Source organism: Dokdonella sp., assembly GCF_035703485.1.
In the GTDB taxonomy this organism is placed as follows: Bacteria; Pseudomonadota; Gammaproteobacteria; order Xanthomonadales; family Rhodanobacteraceae; genus Dokdonella.
The window spans coordinates 1-20624 of sequence record NZ_DASSYD010000011.1 but is presented as its reverse complement, the minus strand read 5'-3'; the positions used below and the strand labels follow the sequence as shown (position 1 = coordinate 20624).

19 protein-coding genes are annotated in these 20624 nt (G+C 58.3%); 11 read left to right on the top strand and 8 right to left on the bottom strand.

Translation table 11 applies throughout. From position 1 onward, the window contains the following. Nucleotides 1-163: 163 nt before the first annotated feature. A complete protein-coding gene (locus VFN25_RS01115) occupies nucleotides 164-379 on the top strand; it encodes a hypothetical protein (protein ID WP_325137912.1) in 216 nt (71 codons plus the stop codon). Between the two features lie 345 nt (nucleotides 380-724). Then, nucleotides 725-1729, top strand: coding sequence for an integron integrase (locus tag VFN25_RS01110; protein WP_325137910.1), 1005 nt, complete (start codon nucleotides 725-727; stop codon nucleotides 1727-1729). Between the two features lie 137 nt (nucleotides 1730-1866). Here VFN25_RS01110 and sufT read toward each other — a convergent pair whose 3' ends face one another. Beyond that, entirely contained in the window at nucleotides 1867-2424 is a 558-nt protein-coding gene (gene sufT / locus VFN25_RS01105; protein ID WP_325137913.1) for a putative Fe-S cluster assembly protein SufT, read from the bottom strand. A gap of 96 nt (nucleotides 2425-2520) precedes the next feature. Next, a complete protein-coding gene (locus tag VFN25_RS01100) occupies nucleotides 2521-3969 on the bottom strand; it encodes a PLP-dependent aminotransferase family protein (RefSeq protein ID WP_325137908.1) in 1449 nt (482 codons plus the stop codon). 97 nt (nucleotides 3970-4066) lie between these two features. Between VFN25_RS01100 and VFN25_RS01095 the strand changes: the two genes are divergently transcribed. After that, entirely contained in the window at nucleotides 4067-4711 is a 645-nt protein-coding gene (locus tag VFN25_RS01095; protein WP_325137906.1) for a pyridoxamine 5'-phosphate oxidase family protein, read from the top strand. Nucleotides 4712-4836: 125 nt separating this feature from the next. Next, entirely contained in the window at nucleotides 4837-5268 is a 432-nt protein-coding gene (locus VFN25_RS01090; protein WP_325137904.1) for a hypothetical protein, read from the top strand. 79 nt (nucleotides 5269-5347) lie between these two features. Here VFN25_RS01090 and VFN25_RS01085 read toward each other — a convergent pair whose 3' ends face one another. The 4 genes from VFN25_RS01085 to VFN25_RS01070 form a co-directional block, all read right to left on the bottom strand. Next, entirely contained in the window at nucleotides 5348-6883 is a 1536-nt protein-coding gene (locus VFN25_RS01085) for an Ig-like domain-containing protein (protein ID WP_325137902.1), read from the bottom strand. Nucleotides 6884-7056: 173 nt separating this feature from the next. Continuing rightward, nucleotides 7057-7776, bottom strand: coding sequence for an FAD-dependent oxidoreductase (locus tag VFN25_RS01080; protein WP_325137900.1), 720 nt, complete (start codon nucleotides 7774-7776; stop codon nucleotides 7057-7059). Further along, nucleotides 7773-8633, bottom strand: coding sequence for a GTP cyclohydrolase FolE2 (gene folE2 / locus VFN25_RS01075; RefSeq protein ID WP_325137898.1), 861 nt, complete (start codon nucleotides 8631-8633; stop codon nucleotides 7773-7775). The genes VFN25_RS01080 and folE2 overlap by 4 nt, the downstream gene beginning before the upstream one ends. 52 nt (nucleotides 8634-8685) lie before the next feature. After that, the gene (locus VFN25_RS01070) at nucleotides 8686-9342 is read right to left on the bottom strand and encodes a hypothetical protein (RefSeq protein ID WP_325137896.1); all 657 of its coding nucleotides are present in this window, start codon (nucleotides 9340-9342) and stop codon (nucleotides 8686-8688) included. Between the two features lie 178 nt (nucleotides 9343-9520). Here VFN25_RS01070 and VFN25_RS01065 point away from each other — a divergent pair, with 178 nt between their 5' ends. From VFN25_RS01065 to VFN25_RS01045, 5 genes are all read left to right on the top strand, one after another. After that, complete coding sequence (locus tag VFN25_RS01065) at nucleotides 9521-10177, top strand: helix-turn-helix transcriptional regulator (protein WP_325137894.1); 657 nt, start codon at nucleotides 9521-9523, stop codon at nucleotides 10175-10177. 280 nt (nucleotides 10178-10457) lie between these two features. After that, nucleotides 10458-10658 (top strand): hypothetical protein, encoded by a 201-nt coding sequence (locus tag VFN25_RS01060; protein ID WP_325137915.1) that lies wholly within the window; start codon nucleotides 10458-10460, stop codon nucleotides 10656-10658. A gap of 65 nt (nucleotides 10659-10723) precedes the next feature. Beyond that, nucleotides 10724-11317 (top strand): class I SAM-dependent methyltransferase, encoded by a 594-nt coding sequence (locus VFN25_RS01055; protein ID WP_325137892.1) that lies wholly within the window; start codon nucleotides 10724-10726, stop codon nucleotides 11315-11317. A gap of 361 nt (nucleotides 11318-11678) precedes the next feature. Beyond that, nucleotides 11679-12896, top strand: coding sequence for a GGDEF domain-containing protein (locus VFN25_RS01050; protein WP_325137890.1), 1218 nt, complete (start codon nucleotides 11679-11681; stop codon nucleotides 12894-12896). 528 nt (nucleotides 12897-13424) lie between these two features. After that, nucleotides 13425-14498, top strand: coding sequence for a diguanylate cyclase (locus VFN25_RS01045; RefSeq protein WP_325137888.1), 1074 nt, complete (start codon nucleotides 13425-13427; stop codon nucleotides 14496-14498). 467 nt (nucleotides 14499-14965) lie between these two features. On the opposite strand, the gene VFN25_RS01040 is transcribed toward VFN25_RS01045, so the two are convergent. Both VFN25_RS01040 and VFN25_RS01035 read right to left on the bottom strand, forming a co-directional pair. Further along, entirely contained in the window at nucleotides 14966-15814 is an 849-nt protein-coding gene (locus VFN25_RS01040; protein ID WP_325137886.1) for a type II toxin-antitoxin system RelE/ParE family toxin, read from the bottom strand. 199 nt (nucleotides 15815-16013) lie between these two features. Then, nucleotides 16014-17342, bottom strand: coding sequence for a serine hydrolase (locus VFN25_RS01035; RefSeq protein ID WP_325137884.1), 1329 nt, complete (start codon nucleotides 17340-17342; stop codon nucleotides 16014-16016). 552 nt (nucleotides 17343-17894) lie between these two features. Between VFN25_RS01035 and VFN25_RS01030 the strand changes: the two genes are divergently transcribed. Both VFN25_RS01030 and VFN25_RS01025 read left to right on the top strand, forming a co-directional pair. After that, nucleotides 17895-18905 carry a hypothetical protein gene (locus VFN25_RS01030; RefSeq protein WP_325137882.1) on the top strand — a complete coding sequence of 337 codons (1011 nt, stop codon included), beginning with the start codon at nucleotides 17895-17897 and terminating at the stop codon, nucleotides 18903-18905. A gap of 646 nt (nucleotides 18906-19551) precedes the next feature. Beyond that, nucleotides 19552-20385: a hypothetical protein gene (locus VFN25_RS01025; protein ID WP_325137880.1), complete on the top strand. Its 834-nt coding sequence runs from the start codon at nucleotides 19552-19554 to the stop codon at nucleotides 20383-20385. Nucleotides 20386-20624: the final 239 nt, after the last annotated feature.

Here is a 20624-nt window from a genome sequence, read left to right as displayed (position 1 = left end):
TCCAAATTGCCGCTTGATCACCGACCGCCACCGCTGATCGGGAAATAGCTATCTGCATAGCGTCGCTACGGGGACCGGGCTTGTCCAACAAACGGTTCAGATCGCGGCTCGCTTCGCTCGCACGATCTAACCTTTCTCGTTGGATTGCAGCCCGAGAACACCAATGAATCAACCGAAGACGGACACCGAAATCAACGCACTGGATCGCGCCAAGGACGAGTGGTGCACGCACCGCGCACACTTTTTGTTTAATGCTGCAATCCGCATTAAACAGGCCGAGCCATCACAGAGCCTCAGCGACTGCGTGACGGCCGCCGAAGATCTTTGGACACTTGTTAATCAGAGAGTCCGCGCCGCGCCCGGGACTCAGGGGAACTAGAAATAATGCCTACAAGGTTTTTGTAGAGCCTGTAGGCGTTGCTCAAGTCAGCCTCCTTGATGTCACCACCCGGCTTTGCTTGCAATAAGGCGGTCGTGAGCGCGAGCGCAATTTGGTCATCGTGACTCAGTTCGTTTTGGCTTGTACTCATGACGACTCCTGAAATTGTTGTGTGCAATCCAACTACTATTCGGCACCAAACGGGTGCCTAGTTCGTGTTTCTAGTCCCGGATTTCGGGGCCTGGTTGTAGGAAATATCCTACGTAAATCATGGCTTTCTGGCGATAGCGGTGCCTAGTCCATGTGTCTAATCATGGGGTCCTTCCCACGGACTGGATATCGACGATGGAATATTCACATTCTCTACTGCCCAGCGCAAGCTCGATTGGGTCGGAGCCGCGTTTGCTGGATCAGGTGCGGGCGCGGGTGCGGCGGCTGGGTTTGGCGATTCGTACGGAAAAGGTCTATGTGGATTGGATTCGTCGTTTCATCCTTGCGAATGGCAAGCGACACCCGCGGGACATGGGTGCGCGGGAGGTAGAGGCATTTCTGACTTTGCTGGCAACCAGAGGCAAGGTGGCGGCTTCGACTCAAAACCAGGCGCTGTCTGCATTGCTGTTCTTGTATCGGGAAGTGCTTGGACAGGATCTTCCGTGGATGGAGAATATCCGTAGAGCCAAACGACCTGAGCGATTGCCCGTGGTGCTGACCAGGGACGAAGTCTGGCGGATTCTGGATCGCATGGATGGAGCTCACCATCTAATGGCTAGTTTGCTCTATGGCGCGGGGCTGCGGCTGATGGAGTGTGTGCGCCTGCGCGTACAAGATATTGACTTTGTTCGCCACGAGATCACCGTTCGGGTCGGCAAGGGAGGCAAGGATAGACGCACCGTGTTGCCGGCGATGGCGATCGACGCATTGCAGGCTCAATTGGTGCATGCGCGCATCGTTCACGAGCGGGATCTGCGTGCTGGATATGGTGCGGTCTGGCTGCCGAGCGCGCTTGAGCGAAAATACAAGAGTGCGTCGATGGAATGGATCTGGCAATACGTATTTCCCTCACGCTCGCGCAGTATCGATCCGCGCTCCGGGATGGAGCGGCGGCACCATATCGACGAAAAGACCTTGCAGCGTGCAGTTCGTGTGGCGGTAAAGTCCGCTGCGATCGAAAAGCATGCGACGTGCCACACGCTACGCCACAGCTTTGCCACGCATCTGCTCGAATCGGGTTCGGATATCCGCACGATTCAGGAACTGCTTGGTCATGCCGATCTGTCGACGACCATGATCTACACGCATGTGCTCAACCGGGGCGGTAGCGGAGTTGTAAGCCCGCTGGATCGGCGTTGAGTGACGCTTCGCGGCGTGGTGAAGCTGGGCTTTTTTGAGCTTGCTCGGGGCGAGGGTGAAGGCGGGGATGGCTTTGATGAATGCCCGATCATGATTCGACAGGCTCACCACGAACGGAGATTGAATCGTTTCCGGTCTCAGAACATGCCGGTTTCGAGTTTCGCCGCGTCCGACATCATGCTGTGGTTCCATGGCGGATCGAAGACAAGGTCGACGTCGGCTTCGCTGATGGTCGGGATCATTTCGACCTTGCTGCGCACATCTTCGACGAGGATCTCTCCCATGCCGCAACCGGGTGCGGTCAGGGTCATGCGGATGCTGACCTTGCGCTGGCCGTCTTCGGTTGTTTCCAGGTCGCAATCGTAGACAAGGCCGAGTTCGACGATGTCGATCGGGATCTCAGGGTCGAAACAGGTGCGCAATTGCGCCCAGATCACCTTTTCGACGTCTTCATCGGCGGCGTCGGCGGCGAGTTCAATCGGAATCGGCGGTTCCTTGCCGATGGCGTCGGCATCACTGCCGGCGATGCGGAACAGGTTGCCATCGACAAACACGGTGAAACTTCCACCGAGCGCCTGGGTGATATATCCGGCCTGGCCAGCCGGCAGAATGACGTTGTCACCTTGCGGCACCATGACAGCCGGGCAGTCACGCGCGAAGCGAACCGGTTCCGAAGTTGAACTGTAGCCACCCATCATTGCGTTGTTCTCGTTGATTCCCGTAGTGCCGGCCGCCCATTATGCGGCCTGCGAGCGCTGCACACAGGTATGTCAGGGCAATTCACCGCAGCTTCAAGCACTGAGGTTGGTTTCAAGCAAACATCGACCGAGCAGTCGCACGGCCGCTTCGATGTCGGCGGGGGGTAATCCGGCGTAACCGAGCAACAGGCCGGGGCGGGCGGAGGTGCGGAACGAGTAGGGCGCGACGGTGTACAGGCCGAGGCCGCGCTCACGGGCGTGGACGGCCAGGCGCTCGCAATCGGCGTGACTGCCGGATCGCAACCAGGCGGTCAGATGCATGCCAGCATTGGAATCAACGATTTCAAACGCGTTGCCAGTGTGTTTGCGCAATCCGGCCAGCATCGCGGTGCGCCGAGCACTCAGACTCTGCGCGGCGCGGCGCAGATGGCGCTCGAATCCGCCGCTGCTCATGAAGTGGGCGAGTGCAGCTTGCTCAAGCGTATTGCTGCCGCGATCCTCCAGCCATTTCGCCGCGCGGAAGGCTTCGCCCAGCGATTCGGGCAGGACCATGTAGCCGAGTCGCAATGCTGGAAACAGGGTCTTTGAATAGCTGCCGATATAGACCACGCGACCATCATGATCGAGTGACTTGAGGGCGGCGAGTGGGCGACCGCCGAAGCGGAATTCGCCATCGTAGTCATCCTCGATCAGCCACGACTTTCGTGCTGTCGCCCATTCAAGCAGTTCCACCCGGCGAGCCAGCGGCAACAGGGCGCCGGTCGGGAACTGATGTGACGGGGTGACGACTGCGAGGCGCGCACGATTCGGCAACGCGGATGGAACCAGACCCTCATCATCAACGCGGACACCGCGTACGCGTGCGCCGTAGGCCGAGAAGATCTGGCGCGCACCGCGATAGTGCGGATCCTCAAGTACGACGGTGTCGCCATCATCGAGGAGTACGCGCGAGGCGAGCGCGAAGGCTTGCTGGGTGCCCGAGATGACCAGAACATTCTCGGGCGATGCGTTGACTCCGCGTCGACGGGCGAGGTAATCACAAATTTGCTCACGCAGTGCGAGCAAGCCCTGGACGTCGGGATAATCGAGCTCGACACGCTCGCTGGCGCGATTGAGCTCACGCCGCCAGGCGCTGATCAGCGCAGGATTGGTCAACGGAAGTCCGTACTGCAGGTTGTAGCGCAGATCGCTGTGCTGTCGACCTGGAATCAGCGCGCCGTCGCTGACCGCCAACGCGCGTCGGGCGAATGCCGACAGTGGGGCAACCAGCGCTTCGTTGGTGGGTTGTTGTGCCGAGGTTCGGCGGTTGCCGATGTCGGCAACATAGCTGCCCGATCCAACCCGGCCGAGCAGGAACCCTTCGGCCTGCAACTGATCGTAGGCGGCCATCACCGTATTGCGTGAAACGCCCAGCTCGTTGGCCAGGCTGCGGCTGGCTGGCACGCGCGAGCCTGCGCTGAGTCGGGAATCGAGAATGGCCGCCTTGAGCGCTCTGATCAATTGCGCATAGCGCGGGCCCTGACCATCCAGATCGATATACATGATTGGTTCTATTCGATTGAGTGTAGTTGGTACTCGAAGGGGCCAATTTCCGCTGTCATGCTTGTTGCGTCAAGTCTGTTCCATCGAGGATTTCGCCATGTCCCAGCCTTCCCGCAAACAGGTCAAGCGCGTTGCCCAGCGTGGTCGTTACGATCAGGAAACCATCCACGCGATTCTCGATGCGAGCTGGATTGCGCATGTCTCGTTTGCCGATACCGAGGGTCAACCGTTTGTCATTCCCATGCTTTACGCGAGGGAAGGGGATTGCCTGTATCTGCATGGGTCGATCGCCAGCCGATTGTTGAATGCCGTCAGCAGCGGTATCGACACCTGTCTTTGCGTGACCCTGGTTGATGGCCTTGTGCTGGCGCGTTCGCATTTCCATCATTCGATGAACTATCGCTCAGTGGTGGCCTTTGGAAAGGCCGTGACGGTTGTCGATCCTGACGAAAAGGCGGCGATCTTCGTGCGCTTTGTCGACGCGCTGATTCCGGGGCGTGCCGGGGAATCGCGTGCGGCTGATCGCAATGAACTCAATGCGACCACTTTGCTGCGCTTCAGCATCGACGAGGCCAGCGCGAAGATTCGCAGCGGCGATCCAAAAGATGATCCGGCTGATCGCGCACTGCCGATCTGGTCCGGTGTCGTGCCGATTTTTCAGCGTTTTGGCGAACCGATTACAGCCGGGGACGCAAGTCCTGGCGTTGAAGTGCCGGCATCGGTGCGACATCTTTGTGCCTGATAGCGGGTCTGATGGTGGTTGGCGGTTACCAAGATCAGGAGCGGCCGGTAGAATCCGGGATTCCCATCTCGAACTCTCTCCCCTGATGATCGATTTCTCCACAGGTTCGCCGGACGCGCATGCCGATGTCCGTTGAACCGCAGCGCTTGTCAGTCTCCACCTATGTCATCGGCATCGCGACTGCCTTGATGGTCGCCCTCGCTGCCGGTGCGGTCTGGTGTGTCCTGCAACTCTATCTTCGTGTTGACCTGATCGGCGGCGCGTTGGTCGTCGCCGTGTTCATTGCCTGGATCGTGCGCCGACAGGGGTTCAGCCGAACCGTCAGCGGTGCACTGATTGCCGCGATCAGCACGGCCATCGCCTGCACCTACGCAAGCTTTCTGCTGGCTGCTGCGCAGGTTGCCTCATTTGTCGGCGAACCGATGCGCTCGACCCTGCTCAAGATTGGCCCCGCGCTTGCTGCGGATGTCGCCTGGGCCGGCATGGGTGCTTTCCAGATCGGTACGCAATTGCTGGCGATCGCGTTGTCGGCGTGGCTGGTCTGGCGCAAGGCCTGAGGACCACGATTTCCGCCGAACCTGCATGCCGACACCCGGTCGCTGCTGCCACCGGGTGTCGACCCATCGCGAAATCCTGTTACAGCGATTTCAGGTATTGAACGAGATCGGCCTTGTTCTGCTCGGATAGACCGAGGCCCTTGCGTGTGTCATAGAGCGCGACCACATCTTCGAGGGTCGCCGCACTGCCATTGTGGAAATAGGGCGGATGCTGCCAGATGCCTTTGAGCGGCGCCGTGCGGTACGCCCTGGTCGCCGTACGCGAAGCATAACTCGGCACGCCCGCGGCTTCCGGCTCGCTGACGACTTCGTTGGGCTGATGCAGGCGCTCGTTGGCATCGGTGAATTCCGGGCCGCTGTGACAGGTCGAGCAGCGGCCCGCGCCATTGAACACGGTCTGGCCGCGAGCGGCGGCGACGCTATCAAAGCTGTCTGCTGGCGGTGGTGGGGCTTCGATGGTCAGCTGATAGGCCTGCAGGGCTGGCAACTTGGCGGAAATCAGGTCGTCCTCGCCGTTGGTGATGCTGACGCCCGTGCGTGGCTCATAGAACGAGCCGTGTCCACCCATCTGGGTGACGCCGACATAGCGGTTCCAGTAAGCAACGTTCTCGCCATCGCCGGTCGAGGTCGTGCGGTGGATGCCTTTCAATCCGTATGCCGGCGAAATCACTTGCGGACCGTTGAGCCCGTCGATGTTGTAGCGCGGGTCATACATGCCTGCAGGCCAGGAGCTGTAGACGGCTTTCTGCTCTGCGGTCAGCGCCGGCGACAAGGCGATGATCGTGCCGGGAATCAGATCGCGGTTGGGCCAGCCATCGAGGCGCTTGCCGATGCCGGGCGCGAATGAATTGTCGACCGTGGAGTGGCAAAGTGCGCAGGTGATGCCGACCCGGGTCAGGGTGTCATGGCCATCGACTGACTCCACCGTGCCCTTGACGCCAACAACGGCATCGAGCTTGATCAGCGCCACCGTGGTGGCCGGGCTGTGCAGATCGATACTGCCATCCTGGATACCGGCGACCACGGCCGCTGGAAGGGCCTCGGCGTCCACCTTGAGTCCGACTGTCAATGCGGTGATCGGATCAACCGCGCTGCCGATGACTTCATGCATGCGCAGCGTATCGGACCACAGCGTCTCGTCGCCGAAGGTGTCGTAACGGAAGATGCTCTTGCCCGATTCAATGAAGGCAACATCGAGCACTGTGGAAAAACTCCACTGCACGACCTTCGACAGCGGGACACCTTGCGCATCGATCACCCCGGCACCGAGCTCGACGGCACACTGGGTATCGGCGGGGAGCAATTCGTCCGGCTTGAATGTCACCCGTTGTTGCGCGGCAACGTAGTTGACGGTTCCTGCCACCAGTGTGCCGGCCGGGCAGGCGACGGTGAAGTTTGCCGTCGACAGGCTGGATGGGTTCATCGCGCGATCGAAATCGGCACTGACGCTGATGGTGTTCAAAACTTCCTGCGCACCATTCGCCGGCGCAACCGCAATGACCTCGGCCTTGCTCTGGGTGTTGCTTGAACCGCTTCCACAGGCGGCCAAGCCGAGGCTGCCTGCAATCAGCACTACAAAAAGATCTGCACGGATCGTGCAACCGAACATCTTCATGGGGTCTTCCTCCTCCTCGTTGGAACGTGTCGGCCCGCGGGCGCAATGCGCCCGGGCAGTCAACACATTCAGTAATCGAGAAACCGGTAGCTGTTGCCGGAACCAAGGCAGGTCCGCTCAAGGAATTCTCGGGTTGTTCCGGTCGGGGTTATGTCCCGGATTGGCCGGATCTGTCAGTAGCCGAAAAAGTCTTCGCTGCGAATATCGTCGTCGTCGATTCCGGCAGCGGTCAGCGCGGCGCGCACGCCGGCAACCAGGGCTGGTGGACCAGCCACGTAGAAAATGGGTGATTCGAGCCCTGCGCTGACGCGGGTCAGGAAGGCGGCATCAATGCGAGCCCTTTCACCGCTCCAAGTGTGCGTGGATTTGTCCATGTCGGTCATGGTCGCGACCAGCTGAAAGCGTTCGCTCTGCTTTGCGTAGTCCTGCAGTTCGGCGAGGAAGGCGCTGTCCTCGGGACGCCGGTTCGAATAGATCAGCATCAGTCGATGGGCGGATTTACTGGCGAGGGAATGCCGCAGCATGCTCATGAACGGCGTGATGCCGATACCGCCAGCGATGAAGCAGGCCGCTCGCGAAGCCTTGTTGTGCAGGGTCATTGAACCGAACGGCCCATCGATCGATACCTTGGCGCCTGTTTCGAGCCGACCCAGGGCGCGCTTGTAGGCGCTGTCACGCATGCGCGTGGCAATCGCCAAGCTGCTCTCGTCCGGTGTGCTGGTGATCGAGAATGCGTGGGTTCTGGAATCCTCGCCGAGTTGCGGATCGTCGAGAATCAGGTCGATAGCCTGGCCCGGCTTGAAGATGAAACCCTCGGGCTTTTGCAACTGGAAGGCGACCGTTCCTTCGGCGACCGTTTCGCGTTGAAGGAGAACACTGGGTTGCGCGCTCATGACGATACTCCGCTCAGGGCGGGTCGTGCTCTGCCGGTTGGCGCGGTTGTCAGCGTTGCCGGTTTGGGGCGCTCGATACGGGCAAAGGCCGAGTGGTTGTGAATCGACTCGAAGTTTTCCGCCTCAATCACATAGCCCTCGATCCGCGGATCCTGATCGAGCGAGTGGGCAACGTCGCGAACCAGGTCTTCGACGAATTTCGGATTGTCGTAGGCGCGTTCGGTGACGAACTTTTCATCGGCACGTTTGAGCAGGCCATAGACTTCGCAGGAGGCGCTGGCTTCGGCGATCCCGATCAGCTCTTCCATCGACATGGCGCCACAGATATCAGCCGCGATGCTGATATGCGAGCGCTGGTTATGCGCACCGTAGGCAGAGATCTGCTTGGAGCAGGGGCACAGGCTCGTCGCGGGCACCTTGACCTGCATGTGAAACGCGTAGTGGCCAGCTTCGTCAACACTGCCGCTCCACTCGACATCGTGATCGAGCAGGCTGCTGACGCCGGAAACCGGAGCGGCTTTGCTGACAAAATAGGGGAAACGCATGGTGATGCGGCCACTGCTCGCATCGAGCCGGTCGAGCATGTCGAAAACCATGTCTCGGAAACCGGCTTGATCGAGATTGCCCGCGCGCGCTTCGATCAGCTCGATGAAGCGCGACATGTGCGTGCCCTTGAGTTCCGGGGCCAACGCTACGGTCATCGAGAAGTTGGCAATGGTGGGAACTGCGCGCGCACCCGAGTGGATGATGATCGGGTAGCGCACACCCTTGACGCCCACGGCATCGATCCGTTGTTGGCGAAAGTCTTTCTGTGCCTGGACATCAGGCAACAATTGCATGGCAGTTAAAGCGTTCATGATGATTCTCGTTGCGTAGCTTGCGGTTGGCTTGCTTCGGTTGATCGCGGGATCAGTTGAACTTTTCCGGAAACTGCTTGGCGATCGCGGCCGTGAGGGCGTCGGCAATCACGTACATGTGGTCACGCATCGCGGCCCAGGTCTTGGCTTCCTCTGCGTACTTGCCATCCTTGAGTTGCTGATCCTGCTCCATATGGTGCGCGGCATGGCCGATGAACAGGGAGTTGACGGTGGCGCGGGGCAGGTTGGGATTGGCACCGCTGAGGAAATCGGCGATGGCACCGGCATTGGCGGTCAACCGCTTCGAAGCTGCGGCTTGCTTGTCAGCGTCGCCGGCAGCGGTGGCGTCGATATGCGCCTTGACCGCGCCGTAGTGCTCAACCAGCAGATCCATCAACGCATCCGAACCGGCTTTGCCATAGAACGGCTCGATCGATGCGGCGATCTGTTTCGCGTTGGCGACGACTTCCGCCTCGGCGGCCTTGGCTGCGGCGCTGTTGCCGGCGATGGTTTCCAGGGCGACGTTGCGCACCCAGAAGATATGACCGATCCAGAGATCGCGCAGTGCGTCCTGGGTTGCGGCTTGCTTGATCAGGACGGTATTCGCCGAGTTCGCCGCCGGAGCTTCGTGCGCAAAGGCGGCACCGGCACTTCCGAGCAAGGCAACGAGGGCCAGGGCGCCCAGTGATTTCTTGAGGGTGGATAGCATGATGATGAACTCCTGTCTGGATTGATTCTGGATGGGTGGAGCCTCATGCTGATCTGAATTAAATAGATTGTCAAGCAAAATATGCCATAATGTGTTCAAGTTCGAATTCCCGTAGCATTGCCATGCCATGCGCGGGGATCGGAACCGCTGCCAGCATTGCGCAAATAGTGAGAAGACGATGATCGAGGTAATGGGACAACGCCAACAAGAGCTGCTCAGGCTGCTGCTTCGGACCAAGAGCGGCATGACCGTGGACGAGCTGTCGCGGAAACTGGAAGTCACCCGCAATGCGGTGCGTCAGCATCTCGCTTCGCTGGAAAACGATGGCCTGATCGAGCCGGGTATCTCGCGGCCATCCGGCGGCCGGCCCGAGCAACTCTACGTGCTGTCAGACAAGGGCATGGAGATCTTCCCGCGCCAGTATTCGTGGTTCGCTGAACTGGTGATCGATTCGATTCGCGATGAAGCGGGGGAGGGCGAGCTCAACGAGAGACTCGGACGCATGGGTGAGCGCATTGCCGATAAATTGCTTGCGCAGAACGCAGAGGAGTCCGATCCACAGAAGAAGGTGGAGAAACTGGCCGAGATCATGCAACAGATGGGCTACAACACCGGTGGGGCCAGCGTGGTCGACGGCCAGCCGGTCATCGAGGCGGACAATTGCGTGTTCCACAATCTGGCCATGAAGAATCCGGACATCTGCCGTTTCGACCTGGCCATGATGTCGAAATTCACCGGCAGCAAGATCGACCACCAGGAATGCATGGCACTCGGTGGCAATGTCTGCCGCTTCAAATTTTCCAAGCCGTCAAAGAAAAAATCCGGCAAGAGCTGATCGCTCCGAACCTCGCCTGCGGGCCGCCAACGCAACGCAGATCCCTCCTTCTCGTCGTCCCTGCGCAGGCAGGGACCCAGCGACTTTGGCTTGCTTGAATCGGCTCGTTTCCAATCGCCACAAACAGGAGACTTGAGTTGACCTGGGTCTGATCCAACTCCCGAGCGTTGCCGTCATCGACCTTCGCCGTCGATTGATCCCGATTCGTTCCCCGGACGACCTGGCTGCTCAACTGCGAACCAGCGAACGGAACGACAATTCAGCCATCCAGCGCCGCTACATGACACTGGAAACTCTGGTTTCGGTTGGCGACAATCCCAGCCTCGGTTTGCCCACGGTGGCGAACGGATCCATCGAACCCGGCACGAACGAATCCGCACTCAGTTGCACCGCGGTTGGGGGACATCCACCGTCCGTCGCCCGCTTGCGCTATCGTCCGGCAACCAAGCCGGCCCTGGGCACTGCGCCTCTGGCGAGCTGAAGCCGGCGGAATCAAATCCGGAAGCCAACCACGAAACGTGTCGACCACAATCCACCAGGAAGCCAATGAGCAAGAAAAAAGTCTTGAATGTGGGAGGAAATTCGAAAGCGATTGCGCTACCCAAACCCTATGCCGAATATGAGCACATCCTTCTCGACATCGATCCGAAAGGGTCGCCGGATATCGTCTGCGATGCCCGCGAACTCATCACGCTGGAAGCCAATCAGTACGATGCAATCTATTGTTCACACAATCTTGAGCACTACTACCGGCATGACGTGCGCAAGGTGCTTGCAGGCTTCATGCACATTCTGAAAGAAGGCGGTTTTGCACACATCATGGTTCCGGACATCCATGAGGTGATGCAGCTAACTGTGCAGCACGGACTGGATATCGACGATGTCCTCTACGACTCGCCAGCGGGGCCGATCATGGTGCTCGACGTCTTGTACGGCTATAGCGCGGAAATCGAGAGCAGCGGAAAGGATTTCTACGCACACAAGACAGGCTTCACCAAGAAATCACTGTTGAAGGGCTTGGAGACAGCCGGATTCAGAAAGCACTTCGTTCGTACTGGAAATCTGGAAATAGCTGTTTTCGCATTCAAGGGCGAACCCCTCCAGGCAACACGCGACAGTTTTGGCCTTCCTCCGGGTTAGGGGCTGCGCGCTTTGCGACTGCGCGCAGCGACTCCGCCCTGCTTTGTAGAAGGCATTCATGCCCGCTGCTGTACGTCACGTGCCGAAAGCTCCCCGTTTTCTTTTCCGGTCCCGTTTTCGCTTTTCACGAGAAAGGTAGTGGGCAATGTAGAATCGGAATTTCCAGCATCCTGACCTCTTGGTGCCCTATGCTGCGAAGCGGGGCCTGAGCTCTGATTCCCTTGATTCATACGCCAGCGATTCGGTGCCATGCCGATTGCGCATCTGGTTCGCAACTGTGAGAGGGTGATGGTTATCGATCGAAATATGCAGGCCGTGCCGAAGCTTTTGCACTCGCACGAATTTGGGAGGATCCAGCGCAGTGAATGAACAAGGTTTCGCCTGGGTACTCGTTGTCAGCGCAATGGCAATGGCGCTGAGCTTGCTGCTGACCGTAGGCCGCGATCAAAAGGCTTCGGGACTGCGCTTTTGGGCACTTGGTCTTCTGGTGTCGCCGCTGGGATGGTTGCTCTATCGCTATGCTTCCTCCGAAGCGACCGTCGTCCTGGCCGTGCTCGGCAAGGCGCTGATTGCCTTGGGCATGACGCTCTATCTGCGCGCGCTCGTATTGCTCGGCGATCGCCGTCAAAGCTCGTCGAGCTGGTTTTATTGGATTCCAGCGGCAGTTGTCGTTCTATCCGTGTTGCATGTTGTCGTGTGGCCGGAAAAGCCACTCGGCTCGGGTCTCCTTTCGATGATCTGTAGCGGATTGGCTGTCGTCAGTGGAGTACAGGCATGGCGTCTGAATCCTTTGACCGACGCGCGCTCGCACGGCCGCGTGCTGGCGCTGAATTTTTGCGTCATCGCCGTGTTTTCGATGCTTCGTGCCGGCTTGCTGCTGACTCCCGAGGGCAGCTTGTTTGCGGCGCCGATGACGCATGCGCTGAGTCAGGATTGGTTGGTCGCCTTGATGGTCCTTGCGCCGATCGTGGGCACGGTCAATTTGGCCATGATCGAACGCGACCAGTTGACCAATCACTATCGCAACCTCGCTCAGGTCGACAGTTTGACCGGTGCCGCCACACGCTCACACATTATCGAGACCTTGAGTGCCAGGTTTGAAGCCGCGCGCCGTGAACATCACGCGCTGGCAGTGTTGGTCATCGATCTTGATCATTTCAAGACCGTCAATGATCAGCATGGGCATGACGTGGGAGATCTGGTTCTTCGCCACGTGGTCCATTTGATCCAGTCGGATTTGCCGCCAAGCGCGACGCTCGGGCGGATTGGCGGCGAAGAATTTCTCGTTGTGCTGGAGGGAACGTCGATGGAGTACGCGCTGGATCTGGCCGAACAGTTGCGCAGTTCCGTGGAAAATCAGCCCACCTTCCATGAAGGAATCTGGTTGCGGTCAACCATATCGATTGGTTGTGCAGTGAGGATGGCGGACGATCATGGTTTCAGTGATCTGGTCCGGCGCGCTGATCAGGCCATGTATGCGGCGAAGCAATCTGGCCGCAATCGCGCCTCGCAAATCTTTCAACGCTTGAGAAAGGACGAGGCCGATTCGGCGGTACATTCGCTGGCACGCTCGAAATGAGATTTTGAGGGAAGGAAGAGCGGCGTCGGATGCTCAGTATTCATGTCTGCGCATTTTGCGGGTGTCCCGGTTGTCTCCCCGGTTGTCTCCCAGTTGACGAGACATAGACGTTTCAACGTAAGCGGACTTTTTCCAGGGGAAGTAATCCAGAGCGGCCCGATTGTCGCCGTGTATTGCTACAAAGCTAGACCCTCGGCTGCCACTCGTCGCGAGCTCGTGAAATTGCAATCAGCAATTCATCACAGTCAATCGTCGTCATCAAATTCGCGTCGCCCCTGCGCAGGCAGGGGCCCAGCGCCTTTTCCCTATTGACCCGCGCTCCGGAGGAGAGCGAGTCATCCGTAACACCCATCGTTTCGGAAAGCATGCCGGGCCAATTAGTTGGCGTCGCGGGAGTCGGCTGCAGACTCTATGGCAGTCCCGGTTGTTATAGTGAGCGCTCCAGTTGTTTATCGAAGCAACCCAGGCTAACAAGATGTCCTTGCGCTACCCGCGCAGGCGGTTGACCCATCGAGATTTGCAAACGTCATGAATTTCAAATCGTCAACCGCTCGTATGCTCAACGCCCCGCGGCTGCCAAAGCAGATCTACATTCCGCGCTCGCTTGGCCTGGGTTTGGGTGCGCTCCTTATTATCGCAGCACTCCAAGATCAAGCACGACCGAATTGGGTCTGGATGCTGACCTTGGTGGGAGGGTTTGTCTGGCCACACCTCGCGTACCTGCACGCCTCCCGAGCAAAAAGGTCAGGACGTGCAGAGAAAAACAATTTGATGATCGATGCAGCGCTGACCAGCTTTGCGCTCTATGCCATCGGCTTCAGCATTGTTCCCAGCTCGATTGGCTTCACGCTGACTGCGATGAACAATTTGTCGGTGGGCGGTGCGCGGCTCTTGGCGAAAGGTTTTATCGCCACAATGGCGGGACTCGCATTTGGCGCTGCTTTTCTGCCATTCGGTTTTCACCCGGCCTCCAGCTTGTTGGTGCAATCTGCGGCCATGCTGCTCGTGGTTCTGTACCTCACTGCATTCGCCTGGACCATGTGGCGTATGGCGAATGACCTGCAGGAAAGTCGCGACGCGCTGGACATGCTGTCTCAGACCGATGCGCTCTCCGGACTGAAGAACCGTGGTGCATTCGAGTCTGCTTTGGACGAGAAATTTTCAGCATTGCGGTCGGGTAACGGAAAGGCGGGAGCGGCGCTACTTTTCCTCGACCTGGACCATTTCAAGCAGATCAACGACGAAAGCGGGCATGCTGCGGGAGATGACGTGTTACGAGCGATGGGTAGCGCGTTGAATTCCGAAATCCGGGAAGCAGACATCGCGGCACGTTACGGCGGCGACGAGTTTGCCGTGTTGCTGGATCAGGCGGACGAAGCCGGTGCGCACGTGTTCCTGGATCGGGTAAGGAACCGCATTCGAGCCACGGTACTGTTTGAAAATTCGACAGTTCCGCTGACCTGGAGTACGGGGGTTTCGATGTTTGATACGTCCGTATCTTCGCCAGAAACCTGGTTGGCTCAAGCAGATGCCGCCTTGTATAAAGTCAAGCAGTGCGAGCGCGGTGGCGTGGTGCTGGCGCAGAGTGAAGACAAGGCCTGACAAGTCAGCGCCGAACGGCCGTCTATCGCATTCCATGGGAGCTCCGGTTGTCGGCAATGTTCGCAGTGAATCATGCTTGTCCGGATTGTTTGGTGCACGTGCTACAAAGCTTGACCATTGGCCCGCTGCGGCCACGTTCCGGTAGCCTTGGTGCAATGAAAAATATAAAAGAGGCAGGGGTTGAGCTATGAGTGCAGTCCTGGTTCAAGACCAGACACCTTGGTTGTGTAATTGGATGAGGAATTGTAGTTCGTGTTGATCATGCTTCTGTTCCTCGCTGGCACGTTGCTGATTGTCGCCAAACTGACCCACCTGCACCGACTTGCGTAGCGACGCGCAGAGCGCATGCAGGCGGTTATTGCGACCATCGAGCAGCGTTTCGGTTTCACGAACAACTCACCAGGAGGAGTCACGCCTAATCTTCTTGCCGGGATCGGCCCGGCTTCGCTCGGTGGTGAAGGCGTGGCTTAGCGATACGGCCCCGGTCCGCTCCAGACCTCTTCGCCCCGGCGGTAGACCCGTTGAATATTGATGACCTCGCGGGCGTCGCCGATAAACTTGAGTTCGGGTGAATCCATTTCGACCATGCGACACTCGCCGGAGCCACGCCGCAGCGCCACCTCCAGCGGGCAGACCATGCGTCGCCACGTGCCGGGCATCGGAAGAAAGAGCTCGGTGATGCCTTGGTCGCGCCAGGCACGCAAACGGTCTTCGTCGGCCAGATCGTAATACACCTGGAATCCATCGGTTCCCATGTTGGTTCCGACGGGGGCCGGGGTGTTGCTGTGCCTGCGGCTTCTGCCGAGCTTGGCGGCCAATGCCGCATTTGCGCGGGCGTTGTCATTCGAGACCAGACCCGGTCGCGGTCCAAACCCATGTACAGGCTGCTCGGCGGGGTCGGGCGGCTCGGGCTCGTTGATGGGCAGTACGGTCGGGCTGTCGGAAGCGTCAGCCTTGGGAGGCATGGGGATGGTGGCCTGCACGACCGGCGTGGGCGGGCTGGGTGCGATTGCGCGCGATCTCTTCGGTCTCTTGGGAGCCGGCTTGCGATGCATTGGTTCAGGCGAGGGCGGCGGCTGACTGAACCGCTCGTCGAGCAGCGTCACTTCCATTGCTCTGCCGTCCGCTCGGCCCTGCGGCGCGGTCATGGTGATCGGTGTAGGCGGCAACGTCAAAAAGAGCACGAGCAGCGCATGCAGCAGCACCGTCAACAGTACGGCTGCCACGCGTTGCACGCGCTCGGTCCGATCCAAGGCCTGGTTGACGGCGGCAGGCGGCGCACTGCTCATGCCGCCGACCATGGGTGGAGACGTCAAGTGGCGGATCCTCAAGGTGTTTCCAACGTGCGTGGTGAAGCAGGGTGGAGAGGTTTCAGGACAACAACTTCAGGACGAAGTTTCAGGACACCCGCAATTCTGATGGGATGGTGGGTGTTCCGGATGTTGCGGATGTTGCTACAAAACGAGGCCGGAAAGTGGGTCGCCCGGTTGTTTTCTTTCCTCGCGTGTCAGATTGTCAGTTGCGGATTGCCTTGGGCAATACCTCTGTGCGGAATGCCTGGCCGGCTGCCCAGTACTTGCCGCGCAAGTCCCATCCGTTGAAGACGATGATCAGATCCAGCTCGGGAACGACGCTGAGGCGCTGGCCACCGAAACCACGAGCGGAAATAACCCTTGGTTCGCCAGTCTTGTGGCTGGGCAGCCACCACTGATAGCCATAGGATGTGTCGTCGTCAGTGTCATTCGGGGCGGTATCGGCGACTTGCGTCGAAGTTGATTGGCGAATCCAGTCCTCACTGACCACTCTCTTGTCCTTCCACATTCCGTCGTGCAAAACCATTAGCCCGATTCGCGCCAGGTCATGGGGTGCCAGGTACAGGCCGCCCATGCTGTCGATCTCGCCATCTGGCGTGGCTTTCCAGTAGAAATTATCGATTCCGATCGGATCGAACAACTGCTGTGCAGTCCAAGCGTCCAGCCTTTGCCCTGTCGCGACGCCAACGATCTTGCCCAGAAGCACGCTTGCTCCGTCGTTGTATTCAAACGTGGTGCCTGGATCCGCATCCATTGGATGATCGAGGATGAACTGAATCCACGCATCGGCATTTTCCAGACTGACTGTGCTGATCTCAGGATCCTGGAAGCTACCCTCGGGTTCCCACTCGATGCCGCTCCGCATTGTCAGCAAATCTTCGATCGTCATCGCCGCTCTTCGCGGGTCTGACTTGTCGAAATCATAGGCGTCAAAGAAAGGAAGCGCGGGAACATCAACCCCTTCAATAAATCCTTTGTCGATCGCGATCCCGAGTGCGAGAGAGGTCACGCTTTTTGATACAGATTGCAGCGAGTGAAGGTTTGTACCTTGATAGTACGGATGATAGTCGGCGTTTTCGTAATCGTATTTTGGATCGCGCCGGTTCAAACCAATCCTCTCTTCCGGCTGAACTTTCGCGGCGACAGCCTGATAGTCGCGCTTGAATCGCTCATCGACCACTACGCGACCGTGTCGGATGAGGAGAAAATTATCGACCATTCCGTACTTGCCGGATTTTATTTCCTCGACAAATCCAGCGATCGGAAGCGGGTCGATGCCTTCAGCTTCAAGGGATGAAGTCTCCCACTCCTCATCAGGCCAGGATTGGGAGACGACACCTTCTTCAGCTGATGTCTTGTCCTGGGCACAGCCAGCATTGAGTAGTACCAGAGCGAAAACGGCTGCAGAAAAAATACGTCGCACTGTCTCAACCTCCCAAGCCAACGGCAAGCAGTTAGCGAACTCGATCACGTCCTTGCTCAGGCATTCGCCGACCGATGTTACCGGGTGAATGTCGGCATGGCAGCGCATGGGATTCCCACTGCTTGAGTCTGCTACGGCGACATCACGTGCCTCGACAATCGATGACTGCGAGGACGAGTTCGCTTACACCATACGCAACGCGCCACCATCTGAATAGCCAAACCTGGTGGCGTCAAGAAGTGGCAAGGAAGGAGTGGCGGAAGTAGAGGCAGGACAACCAGAATTCCAACTCCACCGTAATTCCGGAGTCGGTAGTTCCCGCAGGCAATACGTTGTCCTTCCGATGCCTGAAAAGTGCGGGACCTTAAAAAAGGGGACGGAGGAATTATCCGTTTGAAACACTCGTGAGGTTGCGCGGGAATAGGAGGATTTCACCGAAAATGCCCATATTTGGCCCTCGTTCCGAACTTGTTTTAAACGGATAATTCCTCCGTCCCCTTTTTGCGCTCAAGATTTCGTAAAGCGTACGGGACCAGCAAGTGGGTGTCCCAGTTGTTGCATTGTGGGTGTCCCGGTTGTTGTTGCTATTGACACATTTAAAAGTGAGGGGCAAAATCAGAACCTGATGAATAACATGAGTAAGGATAAACAAAGGACAGGATGAATTCATTCTCTCGCCATTTGTTGCTGCTGATCCTGATTCTTCTCCCATTTAATGCATCGGCCAGCCAAACGTCCGTTCCGTTTTTTGAATGTAGAGGGTGTACAGACGCGCAGATGCAGCAAGCCGCGCTATCGGAGCCAGGTTTGGGGGTGCGAATAGTCTACAACCTGAGCTCTGCTCATATTGTTAAATACAACGTCTATAGAGAAGCTGGCTGCCTCAATAGGCCGCAAGAGAGCGACGAGGCACGCGGGGACGTCGTCGACAGCAAGAGTTCGTGCAATCAGAATCCGACGCGTGTGATCGATTGGATGCCTGTTGATACTGAACTTCTGGCGCCGTTCGCGGTGATGGTAGAGCTCTATCATTCCAATCCCATTCTTCTCGCTACCGGGAAGGCCGAGGTAAATATTCGAGACGTAGGCTATGACCCCGGCAATCCTCCTCAGCGATTTGACCCTTATCAAGTTGCCTACGACCGGATCTCAGGCACGGCGTTTCGCAACTTCATGGAAGCGGCTACACAATTTTTCAACGATCATACGTATCTGTCGCTGAGTAACAACGAGCTTTCAAGCCTTGTCTATGACGGATGGGCACCCTTGAGAAACGCGACGATCACCCTTTCAGAATCGCCCGAAGTTTCTCTTGATCTGTCCAGGATCCAGACAGACGCTACCGTCGATTTCAAGGATGACAATGGCGCGTACGTGAGAATCAAATTCACCCATCAAGAAAGCACCAACTATACGGCAGAATTCGTCGGTGCCTGGGATGCGGCCGGTGCGGCGCTGCCTACGGATGAGGAAGCCCACGCCGCAGGATTCCATCGCACATACCGGGGAGGGCGAGGTGGAGAAGCAGCGTATTCGATGGGAATTTTTCTCCATAACAATGGATTTGGTGGTGATTTCTTTATTCCGAATCCATCGTGCAGAATAATCACGCTTAGCTGCATTGCAGAGCCTGTGCCGTTTGCGTCTTGCCGAATCGACTGCAAACCCTAGGAGTTGTCAAGTTGGAAGCCAGTCGGCCTGCAAACGCGCGCCTGTGTGGTTCGGATTTCCGTCGCATCCTGACCTGTAGCCCCGCTGCAGGTCGGCAATTCGACGAAAATTCGCCCTTGTCAGTCCCGATTTCGCCTCGATGGTTTCTGCCGCGCAGGCTCCTTGGCTTTGCGTTCGCAGAATTCAACCTGTTGGGTCGAACTGTCGTGCGATGATGGTTCTTGATATCGGGCCGATGCTGTCCAAGGGTTCGAATCGAACGCGAATCGAAGTACTTGCGACGGTCAGGTCAGCAGCGAATCCGGCAAAGGCGGCAGGGCGTGTCATGTCGATTCAATCCCGCTGTTTCCGCCGCACAGGGCGAAGAACCGGGAGGGCGAAGAACCGGGACATCGGAGGGCGAAGAACCGGGACATCCAGGATTCTAGCAATTCCCTACGTCGCGAATAGACGATTTCCTACAGACAACCTGACTTGATCACGTCACGCTCGGGGCATGACTTCTGCTCGCAGCCTCCTTGTCGATCCCGACGCACCCGGTTTCTACCACTGCATCTCGCGGTGCGTGCGCCGGGCCTGGCTGTGTGGTGTCGATCCTTACAATGGAACGTCCTACGAGCATCGGCGAGGATGGGTCGAGCAGCGCTTGCTGGAACTGGCCGAGATCTTTGCCGTCGGCGTGTATGCCTATGCGGTGATGAGCAACCATGTGCATGTGGTTTTGCGGATCGACCCGACCGCTGCCGCCACATGGACGGATGAAGAAACGGCGACACGCTGGGTTCGCCTGTTTCCGGCAACCGTGGACGGAGACGTTGATGACGCGGGCTGCCGCCTGAAGGAACAGAACCTGCTCGGCAACGCCGACCGACTCGTCGATTGCCGGCAGCGGCTCGGCAGCCTCGCCTGGTTCATGAAGGCGCTCAATGAACCGATCGCACGGCGGGCGAACCGCGAGGACGCCTGCAAGGGAAGATTCTGGGAGGGCCGGTACAAGTGTCAGGTGCTGCTCGATGAGGCCGCTGTTCTCACCTGCATGAGCTATGTCGATCTGAATCCGATTCGGGCAGGCATTGCAGAGAACCTCGAATCCTCCTCCCACACCAGCGCCGCTCAGCGCATAGAACGAATCCGATCGAACTCCGGCTCGGCGAAGGCATCACTGGCGTCACTCAACGCGGCGATGACGTCAGCCTACTTGCCGATTACCACTGAAGACTATCTCGACCTCATCGACTGGACCGCCCGTCTGACCCGACCCGACAAACGCGGCAGCGTCGATGCGGCAGAACCGCCCGTATTGCGCAAGCTCGGGCTGAGCGAACGCCAATGGCATCAACAGATGCTGGGCACCGAAACGAACTACTGGCGAGCGATCGGCTCCGCCCAGGCCTTGATCGAGAAGGCGGCGGCCATGGGGCAGGGATGGCTCAAGGGCATCGGAAGCGCTCAGCGGCTACTACGACCTCAACCGGTCTGACTCAACGCATCAGCACATCACGATGAATCGGGTTCGCCGAGGATGGGGCGTGGACGGCGGCTGGAAATCGTAAGTCCCATCATCAAGATCGTTCGATTGTAAGCGTCCGCCCACCTCACCTACTCACCTGAACCGATAGCTGCTGCGATCCGCACTCCTGTGAATGAATGGAGAGTGGCAATGTCGAGCAAGCGCGTAATGTGGGCGGAACGGATTGAGGCCTGGCAGCGAAGCGGTTT

Excerpts from the sequence above, each read along its gene's own strand:
- VFN25_RS01115 (WP_325137912.1), top strand. The coding sequence starts at position 164 with ATGAATCAACCGAAGACGGACACCGAAATCAACGCACTGGATCGCGCC.
- VFN25_RS01110 (WP_325137910.1), top strand. The coding sequence starts at position 725 with ATGGAATATTCACATTCTCTACTGCCCAGCGCAAGCTCGATTGGGTCG.
- sufT (WP_325137913.1), bottom strand. The coding sequence starts at position 2,424 with ATGGGTGGCTACAGTTCAACTTCGGAACCGGTTCGCTTCGCGCGTGAC.
- VFN25_RS01100 (WP_325137908.1), bottom strand. The coding sequence starts at position 3,969 with ATGTATATCGATCTGGATGGTCAGGGCCCGCGCTATGCGCAATTGATC.
- VFN25_RS01095 (WP_325137906.1), top strand. The coding sequence starts at position 4,067 with ATGTCCCAGCCTTCCCGCAAACAGGTCAAGCGCGTTGCCCAGCGTGGT.
- VFN25_RS01090 (WP_325137904.1), top strand. The coding sequence starts at position 4,837 with ATGTCCGTTGAACCGCAGCGCTTGTCAGTCTCCACCTATGTCATCGGC.
- VFN25_RS01085 (WP_325137902.1), bottom strand. The coding sequence starts at position 6,883 with ATGAAGATGTTCGGTTGCACGATCCGTGCAGATCTTTTTGTAGTGCTG.
- VFN25_RS01080 (WP_325137900.1), bottom strand. The coding sequence starts at position 7,776 with ATGAGCGCGCAACCCAGTGTTCTCCTTCAACGCGAAACGGTCGCCGAA.
- folE2 (WP_325137898.1), bottom strand. The coding sequence starts at position 8,633 with ATGAACGCTTTAACTGCCATGCAATTGTTGCCTGATGTCCAGGCACAG.
- VFN25_RS01070 (WP_325137896.1), bottom strand. The coding sequence starts at position 9,342 with ATGCTATCCACCCTCAAGAAATCACTGGGCGCCCTGGCCCTCGTTGCC.
- VFN25_RS01065 (WP_325137894.1), top strand. The coding sequence starts at position 9,521 with ATGATCGAGGTAATGGGACAACGCCAACAAGAGCTGCTCAGGCTGCTG.
- VFN25_RS01060 (WP_325137915.1), top strand. The coding sequence starts at position 10,458 with ATGACACTGGAAACTCTGGTTTCGGTTGGCGACAATCCCAGCCTCGGT.
- VFN25_RS01055 (WP_325137892.1), top strand. The coding sequence starts at position 10,724 with ATGAGCAAGAAAAAAGTCTTGAATGTGGGAGGAAATTCGAAAGCGATT.
- VFN25_RS01045 (WP_325137888.1), top strand. The coding sequence starts at position 13,425 with ATGAATTTCAAATCGTCAACCGCTCGTATGCTCAACGCCCCGCGGCTG.
- VFN25_RS01035 (WP_325137884.1), bottom strand. The coding sequence starts at position 17,342 with ATGCGCTGCCATGCCGACATTCACCCGGTAACATCGGTCGGCGAATGC.
- VFN25_RS01030 (WP_325137882.1), top strand. The coding sequence starts at position 17,895 with ATGAATTCATTCTCTCGCCATTTGTTGCTGCTGATCCTGATTCTTCTC.